Below are 12,573 nucleotides of genomic sequence, written 5' to 3' on the forward strand. Positions count from 1 at the left end.
GCAATGCGCATCGCAACAATCGAAGTCAATGACGCGGCACGCGTCGTCATCGTCGACAACGCCGGCGAACATTACTGGGATATCGCGGACGTGGTGCCGGGATTCACGGGCGATATGCTCGACCTGATCAAGGCCATGCCGGAACCGGCAAGCCAGCTGAAAACCGTCGGGCCGGGACAGCCGCTCGCCGGCATCCGCATCAAGGCGCCGCTGAGCCGGACCGATCGCAACCTCTTCCTGGTAGGTAAAAACTACCACGAGCATGCGAAGGAATTCAGCGGTTCCGGTTTCGACACGTCCGCCCAGGCCGTGCCGTCGGCGCCGAATATCTTTACCAAACCGGCGAGCACGATCGTCGGGCCGCATGACGATATCGACTCGCATCCCGAAGTGACGCAGCAGATGGATTACGAGGCCGAACTGGCCGTGATCATCGGCAAAGGCGGCCGCGGCATCCGCAAGGAAGACGCCTATTCGCACATCTGGGGCTATACGGTCGTCAACGACGTCACCGCGCGCGACCTGCAAAAGCTGCACAGCCAGTGGTTCCTCGGTAAATCGCTGGACACCTTCTGCCCGATGGGCCCGTGGATCGTCAGCGCCGATGCGATCGATCCGGAAAACACCCGGGTCCAGTGCTGGGTCAACGGCGAACTGCGCCAGGATGCGAATACGGCCGACCTGATCTTCGACATCCCGACCCTGATCGCCACCATCTCCGCCGGCATCGAGCTGCGGCCGGGCGACGTCATCGTCACCGGCACGCCGGTCGGCGTCGGCATCGGCTTCAAGCCGCCGAAATTCCTGCAGGCCGGGGACGAGGTGCGCATATCGATCGAAGGCATCGGCACGATCGAGAACACGGTCCGGTAAGCCTGTCGCCGCTTGACCTTCCTGTCGCCCGGCGTGGCCGGGCTGCATCCACCGAATCCAATGTGAGAGCACGATGAACATGCACTTCCTGAAAACGCCAGTCCTGGTCGCCGGCTTCATTTGCAGTGCCTTGTCCGGCCTGGCCGGCGCAGCCGATACCTATCCGAACAAAGTCATCACGATGGTCGTTCCCTTCCCGCCCGGCGGCGTCGCCGACACCGTCGCGCGTCCGGTGGCGGCGGCCATGGAACGGCAACTGAAGGGCAGCATCATCATCGAAAACAAGGGCGGCGCCGGCGGCGCGATCGGCATGGGGCAAGTGGCGCGGGCCACGCCGGACGGCTACACGATATTGATGGCGCTGTCCTCGATTTCGATTATCCCGGAAGCGGACAGGCTCACCGGGCGCAAACCCTTGTACCAGCTGGCGCAATTGAAACCAATCGCCCGCTTCACCGCCGACCCGACCGTGCTGGTGGTGCGCGCCGACAGTCCGTGGAAAACGGCCGCCGAGTTCATCGCAGCCGCGCGCAGCAAACCAGGCGAATACAGTTTCGGCTCCTCGGGCAACTACGGGACCATGCACGTGCCGATGGAAATGCTGAAACACGAGGCGGGCATCCACCTGCTGCACGTTCCCTACACCGGCGCGGCGCCGGCCGTGATGGCCCTGCTCAGCGGCCAGGTGACGGCTTTGTCGACCGGGCCGGCCAGCGTGGCGCAGCACGTCAAGGCCGGCAAGCTGCGCGTGCTGGCGCACTGGGGCAGCGAGCCGCTGGCCGCCTTCCCGGGCGTGCCGAGCCTGAAGGAAGCGGGCCATCCGGTCGAGTTCGCGCAATGGTCCGGCTTGTTCGTGCCAAGCGACACGCCGGATGCGGTGGTCGCCCGGCTGCGCGAGGCCGCGCGCGTCGCCGCCAACGATCCCCACGTTCGTCAGATCATGGTCGCTGCAGGCAGCCCGCTGCAGTACCAGGACACGCCGGAGTTCCAGGCGTATATTGCCGAGGACTCGAAGAAGCTGAAGGAAGCCGTGCAGAAGATCGGCAAGGTCGAGTAGTTAGCCAGGCCGCATGATCTCGCCGGGACCGCGGCGCACCGTAGGGTGGGCAAGCCCACGCGAAGCGAGCTGGGGTCAGGTCTGACATTCGGACACGACCTCTGCCTTACTCGACCTGGTATCGTTGAGGCCGTGTCTAAATGTCAGACCTGACCCCAGCTTTTCTACGGTGTGCGGGTGCGGGGGGCGAGATCATGCGGCGTGTTGTGCCCGAGCCACTTCGACGCCAGCGCCAGCCCGGCAATCAAATAGGCCAGCCCGCCCGGCACCCACATGATCAGGCCGCCGAGCTGCTGGTCTTCCAGCGCCTCCATGCCGAAGGCCTCGCCGGCGCCGATATAGCTGGGATACCAGATCACGCCCGACCAGGTCAGCAGCGCGCCCAGTGCACCCGTGTGCGCCATGGTCGTGAAGATGTACAGCATCGACAGCCCGCGCTGCGGCCTGAACGTGCCGTCGCCCAGCACCGCCCACCAGAACAGGAGCGCCGAGCCGAGGAAGCTCACGTGCTGCAGCGTGTGGATGCCGTTGCTGTGCAGCGCCGCCTCGAACAGCAGCGGCGCATGCCACAGCCACACCACGGCCGCGTGCAGCAGCCAGGCGAACACGGGCCAGGTCAGCAGGGTCCAGCAGGTTTGTACCGCACCCCCGCGCACGGCCGCGCCGACCGGGCGGCGCCAGCCTGGCGGCAGGCCCCACATCCAGAACGCAAACGGACGCCCCAGCACAAACAGCGGCGCGGCGACGATCATCATCGCTTCGTGCTGCAGCATGTGGGCCGAGAACAGCTGGCTGCCGAGCGCGTCCAGCGGAGACACCAGCGCCGCGGCCAGCGCCAGCCAGCCGGCGAAAAACGCACAGGCTTGAAGACGCAACTGCGCGCGCCCTTCCCCGGATTTTTTCCACAGGCGCGCGAGGCCGACGCCGTACAAGAGCGCACTCACGCCAAGGCAGATCACGACCCAGGGTTCGAAGGTCCAACGAAGTGTTGGCGCCACCGGCGCAGCGACATCGTGCGCGCACGCTGCGCCGGCAAAGAGCAGCGCGAACGCGGCGCAGGCTAGCCGCCGCATGGCGACACCATCCAGACCGGCAGCCACTCGGCCAGCACCACCAATGCCGACAGCAGTCCGCACAAGGTCGCCACCTGGCTCAGGAAGCGATGGCGCGATTCGGTGGGCAGCTCCGCCGGTCCGGCCAGCGCACGGGCGCCCTGCCAGTTCAGCGCCGCGCCCCAGGTGACGAGCAGGCAGGCCAGCAGGCTGCAGATCGACAGCACGTGCAGCGTGCTGTTTTCCTGGTGCGAGCAGCTGGGCGAGACCAGCGCATAGGCGATGCCCGCGTTGGCAAGGGCGATCGAGGGTGCGAGCAGCAGTGCGGGCCAGTTCGGCATAATCTTCATGGTCACTTCGCGCGCCGCTTACAGGCGCGCTCCCCAGTAAATGACGGCATAGATCGGCAGCCAGCTGCCGACGACGAAATACCAGTACATGGCGTTCTCGCTGACGTCGACAAACCGTTTACCCTCGAGCGGCCCGGTGAACATCAGCACGGCCAACACGCTGGTGTCGATGGTGTCGGTGACCAGGTGGGTCGTGTGCAGCGCCAGCAGCATCCAGACGACCGAGCCATAGGCGTTCGAATCCCAGCGCGTATTCAGGCCGCCGAATTCGAACACGCGCACCACCAGGAAGGCCAGCGCGAACAGCAGGCAGGCCACCAGCCACCAGCGCGCGCCCTGCCTGTCCTCGCGCTCGGCGGCGCGCTTGGCCAGCCAGTTCGGCAGCAGGCTGCCCAGCATGATGGCGGTATTCAGGCCGCCCCAGAACAGCTCGGGCGCGCGGTTGATCGGCCAGGTCTGCGAGTGGCTGCGCAAGTAAAAATACACGACTATGGTGATGGCGAAAACGGTGCCTTCGATCAGCATCAGCCCCATCGTCCCCCACCACATCATGCTGCGCGCACCGTAGACATAGGTCGGCAGCCGGGCCACGTCGATGTCCTGCGCGGGAATGACTGCATCAAGATTGCTCATGGCTTGACCTCGCGTTCGATGTTCATGTTGGTCGACGCGCGCTTCGGCCAGAACCAGATCACCAGCGGCGGCGTGCACAGTACGGCGCCCCAGACGATGGCCCAGGGCGTGAAGATCGAGCCGACGAACAGCACCGTCACCGTCAGCGCCGAAACAAACGGCCAGATACTCGATTCGGGCATCACCGCGCGGTGGTCGGGCACGGCATCGAGCACGCTCGTGACCAGCACTTCGCGGCGGTCGTCGGCCAGGCCGGCCACGGTACCGGCCACGCCGCCCGCGCTCCACAGCGGGAAGCGCGAGGCCACCACCGGCGGACGCACGAAGTTACCGGGCGCCGGCGGTGACGACGTGGCCCACTCGAGCGTACCGGCCGACCATGGATCGGCGCCGGCGACCTCGCCGCCGCGCCGGCTCAGCAGGACGTTGACGACGAACAGCAGGATGCCGACGGCCAGGATGACGGCGCCGATGGTGGAAATGAGGTTCAGCATGCCCCATCCCATTTCGGCCGGATAGGTATAGACGCGGCGCGGCATGCCGCGCAGGCCGGCGATGTGCATCGGGAAGAAGGCGACATTGAAGCCGACGAACATCAGCCAGAAGTTCCACTTGCCGAGGCGCTCGCCCATCAGGCGGCCGGTGAACTTCGGGAACCAGTAATAGAAAGCGCCGAAGAGCGGGAACACCGCCCCGCCAATGAGCACGTAATGCAGGTGGGCGACGACGAAGAAGGTATCGTGCACCTGCAGGTCGAGCGAGACGGAGGCCAGCATCACGCCGGTCAGGCCGCCGATCAGCAGGATGAAGAAGAAGGAGAGCGCGAACAGCATCGGCGTGCGGAAGTTCAGCTTGCCCGCCGAGAGCGTGGCGATCCAGCAGAAGATCTGCGCCGCGGTCGGGATGGCGATCATGGCGCTGGCAGCGGTGAAGAAGCTCTTGCCCAGTTCCGGCACGTCGGTGGCGAACATGTGGTGCACCCACAGGCTGAAGGCGAGGAAGGCGGTGGCGATGATCGCCAGTACCATCACCGGATAGCCATAGATCGGGCGCCGCGCAAACGTGGCGATGATCGAGGACATGAAGCCCAGCGGCGGTATGAAAATCAGGTAGACCTCGGGGTGGCCGAAGAACCAGAACAGGTGCTGCCACAGCACGACGTCGCCGCCTTCGGCCGGGTTGTAGAAGTGGGTGCCGACCAGGCGGTCGGTGATCAGCGCGGTACTGGCCAGCATCACCGAGGGCATGGCGAACATGACCATAAAGGAGGTCACCAGCATGGTCCACACGAACAGCGGCATGCGGTTCAGGGTCATGCCGGGCGCGCGCATCTTAAAAATGGTGGTGATCAGGATCACCGCCTCGAGCAGGCCGGAGAGTTCCGTAAACGTGATCAGCTGGGCCCAGAAGTCCATCCGTTTGCCGGGCGAATATTCGGGGCCGGCCAGCGGCGGATAGGCGAACCAGCCGGCGTCGGGGCCGATGTCGAGGATGAAGGCGGCGTACAGCATCAGGCCGCCGAACAGGAAAATCCAGTAAGCGAAGGCGTTCATGCGCGGGAAGGCGATGCCGCGCGCGCCGATCATCAGGGGCACGAGGAAGGTCGCTACCGCCTGCATCACCGGCACGGCGAACAGGAACATCATCGTGGTGCCGTGCATCGTGAACAGCTGGTTGTAGAAGTCCGGGCCGATCAGTTTGTTTTCGGGCTGCGCCAGCTGCAGGCGGATCAACATGGCCAGCACGCCGCCGGCGGCGAAGAAGCCGAAGGTGGTGAGCATGAAGCGGATGGCGATGGTCTTGTGGTTGATCGCGGAGAGCCAGCCGATGGGGCCAGGCGGATCGCTCCAAGTGCGGTCAAGCACTGGGTTACGGGTTTCGAGTGCCTGGTTGGGCGTCATTTGAGCGTCTCCAGGTAAGCCATCAGCGCGTTCAGGTCATTGGCGGACAGCGGCGTGGCGGGCATGTTCGCCCCTTTCTTGAAGCGTTGCGGGTCGAGGATCCAGGCCGCCAGGTACTGCGGCGTGTTGGGCAAGGTGCCGGAGGCGAGCATGCTGCGGCTGGCGAGGTGGGTCAGGTCCGGGCCGAGCTTTGCACCGGCGTCGGTACCGGCGATGGCATGGCACATGGCGCAGGTGCTGCGCATGAAGACGGCCAGGCCGGCCTTTTGCAGGTCGGTTGCTGGCGCGGGCGCGGGCGCGCGCTGGCGCGCGGCCCAGGCTTCGTACTGCGCGGGCGGGTCGGCGACAATCGTAAACGCCATCAGCGCGTGCTCGAAGCCGCAGAACTCGGCGCACTGACCGCGGTAGACGCCGGGTTTATCCACACGGAAGTGCAGCAGCGAGGTGCGGCCGGGGATCAGGTCCTTCTTGCCGTGCAGGCTGGGCGCCCAGAAGCTGTGGATCACGTCGGCGCTGCCGAGTTTGAGGATGACGGGTTTGCCGGCCGGGACATGCACCTCGTTGGCGGCGTCGAACATCTGCGCGGGCTCGTCGTCGAGGTAGCGCGCGCCCCACCACCACATGTGTCCCGTCACCTCGATGCGCACCGCGTCTTTCAGGGGCAGGTGCGCCAGGCGGCGTTCGGTGACGAAGTCGGCCACGATCAGCACGATCAACAAGGCGATGGAGATTGCGACGCCGATGACGACCGGCCGCTTCAGGCGCGGCTCGGGTTGATCGAGCGACGACACGTCCGCCGCCAGCTGCACCTTGCTGTGCGGTGCGCGCCAGATGGCGTACAAAAAGGCGGCGAAGACGGCGGCGAAGACCAGCGTGCAAATGAGCAGCGTCAGGCGCCACAGGTCGTGGATCTCGACGGCCTGGATGCCGTGCGGCTGCAGCGCGCTTTGCGCAGGGACGGCGGCAAGGGCGAGGTTCGACCCAGCCAGCAGCAGGAAGGATGCAAGAGCGCGCATGCTCATCCCTTCGGCGTGGCGGCAGCGTCGGCGGCGTCTTTCGGCTCGGCCTTCTCGCGCCGGCCTTCGGGCGGCGCGGTCTGGAACTCGTCGCTGCGCGAGGGCGCCGCGTCTTCGCGCACCTGCCCGCTCATCGAGCGCACATAGGCGACCAGCTGCCACACCTGCTCATTGGTCAGGTGCCCGCCAAAGGCCGGCATCCCGTTCGGCCTGCCCTGCACGATGGTCGCGTAGATGTTCGCCGGCTCGCTGCCATAGCTCCACTTGTCGTCCATCAGCGCCGGGCCCATGCCACCGCCGCCCTGTCCATGACAGCCGCTGCAGTTAAATTTGCGGAACAGCGATTTACCTTGCGACATCGCGTAGGCGTTCTCTTCGTACTGGTCGGAGACCGCGGCCACGGGGCGCTTCTGGCCCGGCTCGATCTCGCTCTGGCGCACGTTCGATTCCGTCGGCGCGGCCGGCGGCACCGGGGTCGGACGCTCCTCGCGGTAGCAGCCCGCCACGCCGGCCAGCAGGGCCAGCGCCGCTGCGGCACGCAGCCATTGTGTCGTCGGCGTCATCTATCCCCCCTGTCACTGCATCGGTGCGCGGCACGTGATAAGCCGCCAGAATGGTGTCGATCTCATGCTGCCGGCGCGCGAGGACGCCGTCGAGTTCCGCCAGCAGCGCCTTGTTGCCGCGCTTGACGCCGAGCGCCACGGAAAATTCGAAGGGCTCGGGCGTGCCGGCCGGCGGCCTGGCGATGCTGACCTGTAAAGGGACGTGACTGCGCGCGGCGAAATAGCCGGCCTGCGGACCCCACATCAGGGCGGCGTCGATCTGGCCGGCGTCGACCGCGTCGACCATCCGCCCCGCGGCCGGGCCGTCGCCGAAAATCGTAAAACCGGTGACGTTGGCGGTGGCCCCGGCGCGCGCCAGCACGTGCCCGGCCGGCGTGGCCGCCATGTCGTTGCCGATCAGTTGCACGCCGATGCGGCGCTGGCGGATGGCGGCGCCGCCGAAGTCCGGCACGGGTTCGCTTGCGCGCGTCACGAACACATAACTGGAGCGGTAATACGGCCGCGTGGTGCTGACGCGGTCGAAGTCCGCGGGCACGCCGATCAGCACGTCGCAATAGTCCGCGCCCAGCGTACGGCGCACGAAACCGCGGCGTTGCGGCCACCAGTCGTACTGCAGCGTGGCGTGCAGGTCCTGGGCGATCAGTTCGGCGATCCTGTTCTCGAAGCCGGCGCCGGCCTGGTTCGAATACGGCAGGTTGTCCGGATCGGAGCAGACGCGCAGTACGCGCTCGTCCGCATGCGCCGCCGCAGCGCCAAGGGCCAGCGCCGCCAGCAAGCATTTACGGGAGAGCGAAGACATACAGCATCCCTCCCTTGCTGGTGTACTTCGGCAAATCCTTCGTCAGGTTGATCATGCCGGTCGCGGCGGTGCCGTCGCGCGGATCGATCTCGCCGGCGACGATGGTGCCGGCCCAGCCGCCGATGCCCGACAGCACGGCGATGTACTGCTTGCCGTCCGGTCCGCGGTAGGACACGGGCTGGCCGATGATGCCCGAGCCGACCTTGTACTGCCACAACAGCTTGCCGGTCTTGCCGTCGAGGCCCTTGAACCAGCCGTCCATGGTGCCGTAGAAGACGACGTCGCCGGCGGTGGCAAGCGCCCCGCTCCAGACCGGGAAGCTTTCCTTGATCGACCACACTTTTTTACGCGCGACCGGGTCCCAGGCCGCAAACTCGCCGCGGTTGCCGCCCGGGCCGGCATATTGCCTGATGCTGGCGCCGACATAGGGCGTGCCGGAGATATAGCTGGTTTCGTAAGTCTCGGCATCCTGGCAGATGTTTTGCATCGGCAGGTAGAGCAGTTTCGTGCGCGGCGACCAGGCCGATGGCTGCCAGTCCTTGGCGCCCGAGGAGGCCGGGCAGATATCGCGCACCGCCTTGCCGGCTTGCGGATCCTTGGCCGCGTTGTAGACCAGCTTGCCGGTCTGGAGGTCGACCCGGGTGCTGGTGGTGATGGTGGCGTAGGGGCTAGCCGACAATACCTGGCCACTTGCGCGGTCGAGCGCATACAGGTAGCCGTTGCGGTCCGGGTGCAGGATCACCTTGTGCTGCTTGCCCGCGATCGGGATTTCGGCCAGCACGTTCTCGTTGACGCCGTCGTAGTCGTGCAGGTCGTGCGGGCTCCACTGGTAGTACCAGACGGCCTCGCCGGTGTCCGGCTTGCGCGCGAAAATGCCCGAGGTCCACTTGTTGTCGCCGGGCCGCTGCTCCGGGTTCCATGGACCAGGATTACCGGTGCCGTAATAGATCAGGTCAGTCTGGGGATCGTAGGTCAAAAAACCCCAGACCGTGCCGCCGCCGATCTTCCAGCTGTCGCCCGGCCAGCTTTTCTTGCCCAGGTCCTTGCCGCGGTCCTGCGCATAGAAGGGTTTGAAGGAGGGACCGATCAGCACTTCGTTGTCGGGGCCGGTGCTGTAGGCGCGCCAGGCGATCTTGCCGGTCTCGGCGTCGAGCGCCGTGAGCCAGCCGCGCACGCCCAGTTCGCCGCCGCTGTTACCGACGAGGACCTTGCCCTTGACCACGATCGGCGCCATGGTGACGGTTTCGCCCTTATCGATGCTGCCCAGCCGCGTGCGCCAGAGTTCCTTGCCGGTCTTCGCGTCGAGCGCGATCGTGTCGGTGTCGAGCGTATTGAAGAAGATCTTGCCGTCGGCGTAGACGAGGCCGCGGTTGACGACGTCGCAGCAGGCCACGCCCTGCGCGCTGGCACGCGGCTTGGGATCGTATTTCCATTTCTGCGGCGCCCCGGGTTTCGTCAGGTCGAGCGCGTAGACCAGGTTCGGGTAGGGCGTGACGATGAACATGGTGTTGTCCGCCACTACCGGCGCCGCTTCATGGCCGCGCAGCACGCCGGTCGAGAAGGTGAACGCGAGGCTGAGTTTACCGAGATTGGCCGGGGTGATCTCCCCTAGCGGACTGAAGCGCGTGTTGGCGTAATCGCGGGCTGCCATGGGCCATTCGCCATCGGGAGTCGAGGTCGGGTCGGCTGCCAGTGCTGGCGCCCCAACGCCAGCCAGGAGAGTGAGGGTTGCAAGATACGCTTTCATTGACTACCTTGTCGGTCGACCGGCGAAGATGCGAATATGGAAATTGTAATGAAATGTATGGATGAGTTTTGTGCGTTACCTAACGCTGCGAAACGTAAAGTTGCAGATGAAATGTAGGTTTCCTATCGGCGTGGGGAGCACGATATTCGGCATGATATTGACGACGGCGTTTGCTTCGGTACTGGCGTCGTTGGGGGCTCGTTTTGCTGGTGCGCGCGCACTCCGTTGAAATGCATCGCCTGCTTGTCGTAGCCCGCGATCGCCTGCCTGGCTTGACGGCCCACCGTATCATGCGTGGCCGGGAGCGGACATTCGCGGCATAAGACATGCATCCGCCCCAACAACACGGCCTCGTTCATTGTCAGTTCAAGCTTCAGTTATTCTTGACTGATCGTTCCATAACGCCTAAGGTGGAGTTATTGAACAAACATTCCATAACAACCCTGCGATCTCGATGGCCCGCCCCAGAAATTTCGACGAAGAAGATGTGATTGCAGCCCGTCATCTGGGTACGCCACGCGCATGAGGCTGCGACGCGCATGCCGGCCGCCGTCGCGCGGTTCGAGGGCCAATCAACCCCATTCCTTCCACGTCGATAGATAGGTCAAGCATGTTCATATCAGCTGCAACATCAACTCCGGATGTCAGGCGTGCTGCCATCGCGGCCGGCATCGCAGGGGCGTTTGCCTCGATGGCCGTCCTGCCCTATGCGACCGCGTTGTCGCCGGGACTGCTCGCCCGCATCCGCTTTCCTTTGCCCGTATTTCTCGGCATGCAGTTCTTGCAGGCGCTGGTCCTGTTCACGCTCCTGGGCTGGATGGGAATCCGGCTGGCGAAGGCGGCCGGCCTGATGGCGTCGGTCCAGTATCCCCCGCGCGCCGGCCTGGCAACGTCGATCGCGGCCGGGCTACTGACCGGCCTGGCGCTGCTGGTCCTGGCCAAGCTGACCGAACCGTTCATGCCCGCCATGACCGGCGTTGCCTTGTCAGGCATCGCATTGTGGAAGCGGCTTGCGGCGTCGTTGTATGGCGGCATCGCGGAAGAACTCATGTGCCGCTTATTTCTGATGAGCCTGCTGGTGTGGCTGGCCCGGCGGTGCGTGAGGCGTAGCGAGGCGGCTACTCCAGCGGCGGCATGGATCGGCATCGTCGGCGCCGCCCTCCTGTTCGGCCTGGGTCACCTGCCTGCCGCTGCGGCACTGTCGCCGCTGACGGCCATGGTGGTCGTGCGCATCGTGGCCTTGAATGCCGCCGGCGGTATCGTCTTCGGCTGGCTGTACTGGCGGCGTGGGCTGGCGCATGCGATGGTCGCCCATTTCCTTGCCGATGGCGTGCTGCACGGAATCGGCGGTATCTGAGAACAAGGCCAAGCAAGCAACGCTGATCGATCGGGCTGCCGGTCCGGTTTAGTGCACCCGCACCAGGTTGAACTGCATCGCCTGCGCGTTGTAATCCGCAATCGCTTGCCGCGCATAACGCGTCAACGCATCCCCCGTGAGCGCAAACGGATACAGTCCGGCCTGCGCGCGCATCTTCGCGAATGCCGGGTCCGCCTCCATGCCGGCAAAGGCGGCGACCCAGCGCCGGTAGTCCGCTTCCGGCACGTCCGGCCCCATCCACACGCCGCGGATCACCGGCCACACCACGTCATACCCCTGTTCGCGCGCGGTCGGCACTGCAGCCAGCGCGCCCGGCAGGCGGTGTTCGGACAGCACGGCCAGCACCCGCACCTTGCCGGAACCGGCGTTCAGCAGGGCCTCCGAGGCGTCGCCGGAAATCGCCTGTATGTAACCCGCGTCCATGGCCACGAACTGCTCGCCGCCGCCCTCCAGCGCCACGAAACGCATCTTGCGCGGATCCATGCCGGCCTGGCGCACCAGCAGCGCCATCTTCATCCAGTCCTGGCTGCCGATGGTGCCGGACATGCCGATCAGGACGCGCTTCGGATCGCGCTTCACTGCGGTAACGAACTCGCCCAGCGTGCGGTAGGGAGAGTTGCTCGGGACGGCGATCATGCCGTAGTCGGTGGCAAAGGCGGCGACCCAGCGTACGTCGCCGACGTCGGCCTTGCCGAATTTTCCGCGCGCCAGGTTCAGCACCGAGCCGCCGGAAAACGCGACCAGGGTATCGGGTTCGGCGCGCCGTTGCGACACGAGGGTATGCCAGGCCACGGCGCCGATGCCGCCGGGCAAATAGCTCAGCTTGAGGGGCGCGGCGCCAGGTGTCTTCAACAGGGCTTGCCGGGCAAGCTTGCAGGTCAGGTCCATGGCCCCGCCAGGCTTGGAGGGCACAAGGCATTCGGGGGTGGCGGGCTGGGCAGCAGCGGCGGGCAGGCAGGCCAGGGTCGGGATCGACAGCCGGATCGACAGCAGGAAAGTACGCAGGATGTTCACGGCGCCATCATAGCCCCTGGGGCCGGCTTGGTGCAGGGCTGGTGTGCGCGTGCACCAACACTTGCACATGCGTGGTGCGCTGAAAGCCGATTGAAAGCCGGGCGCGCATATAGTTGGCGCAAATATGGGCGATACACAACCGTGATAACGCTCGAACCGCAACATTCCCGTGTAAAAAACTGTTTCAGAT

The 12,573-nt window shown here is 65.6% G+C and carries 12 protein-coding genes; 3 read left to right on the forward strand and 9 right to left on the reverse strand.

Annotation, left to right across the window (positions count from 1 at the left end; translation table 11 throughout):
* The first annotated feature begins 3 nt into the window (after window positions 1-3).
* Window positions 4-873, forward strand: coding sequence for a fumarylacetoacetate hydrolase family protein (locus tag AC1MEM_RS23965; protein ID WP_499474586.1), 870 nt, complete (start codon window positions 4-6; stop codon window positions 871-873).
* Between the two features lie 73 nt (window positions 874-946).
* Window positions 947-1,930 carry a tripartite tricarboxylate transporter substrate binding protein gene (locus AC1MEM_RS23970; RefSeq protein ID WP_499474587.1) on the forward strand — a complete coding sequence of 328 codons (984 nt, stop codon included), beginning with the start codon at window positions 947-949 and terminating at the stop codon, window positions 1,928-1,930.
* 164 nt (window positions 1,931-2,094) lie between these two features.
* Here the strand turns inward: AC1MEM_RS23970 and AC1MEM_RS23975 are convergent, their stop codons facing one another.
* The 8 genes from AC1MEM_RS23975 to AC1MEM_RS24010 are packed head-to-tail and all read right to left on the reverse strand — an operon-like array spanning window position 2,095 to window position 9,895.
* Window positions 2,095-3,003: a cytochrome c oxidase assembly protein gene (locus AC1MEM_RS23975; RefSeq protein ID WP_499474588.1), complete on the reverse strand. Its 909-nt coding sequence runs from the start codon at window positions 3,001-3,003 to the stop codon at window positions 2,095-2,097.
* A complete protein-coding gene (locus tag AC1MEM_RS23980) occupies window positions 2,991-3,332 on the reverse strand; it encodes a hypothetical protein (RefSeq protein WP_499474589.1) in 342 nt (113 codons plus the stop codon). The genes AC1MEM_RS23975 and AC1MEM_RS23980 overlap by 13 nt, the downstream gene beginning before the upstream one ends.
* Before the next feature lie 18 nt (window positions 3,333-3,350).
* A complete protein-coding gene (locus AC1MEM_RS23985; RefSeq protein ID WP_499474590.1) occupies window positions 3,351-3,965 on the reverse strand; it encodes a cytochrome c oxidase subunit 3 in 615 nt (204 codons plus the stop codon).
* Window positions 3,962-5,866 carry a cytochrome c oxidase subunit I gene (gene ctaD / locus AC1MEM_RS23990; RefSeq protein WP_499474591.1) on the reverse strand — a complete coding sequence of 635 codons (1,905 nt, stop codon included), beginning with the start codon at window positions 5,864-5,866 and terminating at the stop codon, window positions 3,962-3,964. The genes AC1MEM_RS23985 and ctaD overlap by 4 nt, the downstream gene beginning before the upstream one ends.
* Entirely contained in the window at window positions 5,863-6,882 is a 1,020-nt protein-coding gene (coxB, locus tag AC1MEM_RS23995) for a cytochrome c oxidase subunit II (RefSeq protein WP_499474592.1), read from the reverse strand. Before coxB ends, ctaD begins: the two co-directional genes overlap by 4 nt.
* A gap of 2 nt (window positions 6,883-6,884) precedes the next feature.
* Window positions 6,885-7,283 carry a c-type cytochrome gene (locus AC1MEM_RS24000; RefSeq protein ID WP_499474593.1) on the reverse strand — a complete coding sequence of 133 codons (399 nt, stop codon included), beginning with the start codon at window positions 7,281-7,283 and terminating at the stop codon, window positions 6,885-6,887.
* The gene (locus tag AC1MEM_RS24005; protein WP_499474594.1) at window positions 7,228-8,244 is read right to left on the reverse strand and encodes a quinoprotein dehydrogenase-associated putative ABC transporter substrate-binding protein; all 1,017 of its coding nucleotides are present in this window, start codon (window positions 8,242-8,244) and stop codon (window positions 7,228-7,230) included. Before AC1MEM_RS24005 ends, AC1MEM_RS24000 begins: the two co-directional genes overlap by 56 nt.
* Complete coding sequence (locus tag AC1MEM_RS24010) at window positions 8,225-9,895, reverse strand: methanol/ethanol family PQQ-dependent dehydrogenase (protein ID WP_499474595.1); 1,671 nt, start codon at window positions 9,893-9,895, stop codon at window positions 8,225-8,227. Before AC1MEM_RS24010 ends, AC1MEM_RS24005 begins: the two co-directional genes overlap by 20 nt.
* Window positions 9,896-10,601: 706 nt before the next feature.
* On the opposite strand from AC1MEM_RS24010, the gene AC1MEM_RS24015 reads away from it, so the two are divergent.
* Window positions 10,602-11,348, forward strand: a complete 747-nt coding sequence (locus AC1MEM_RS24015; protein ID WP_499474596.1) for a CPBP family intramembrane glutamic endopeptidase — start codon at window positions 10,602-10,604, stop codon at window positions 11,346-11,348.
* A 48-nt stretch (window positions 11,349-11,396) separates the two neighbouring features.
* Here the strand turns inward: AC1MEM_RS24015 and AC1MEM_RS24020 are convergent, their stop codons facing one another.
* The gene (locus AC1MEM_RS24020; protein WP_499474597.1) at window positions 11,397-12,383 is read right to left on the reverse strand and encodes a tripartite tricarboxylate transporter substrate binding protein; all 987 of its coding nucleotides are present in this window, start codon (window positions 12,381-12,383) and stop codon (window positions 11,397-11,399) included.
* Window positions 12,384-12,573 lie beyond the last annotated feature (190 nt).

The organism is Telluria sp. AIW5 (assembly GCF_056680575.1).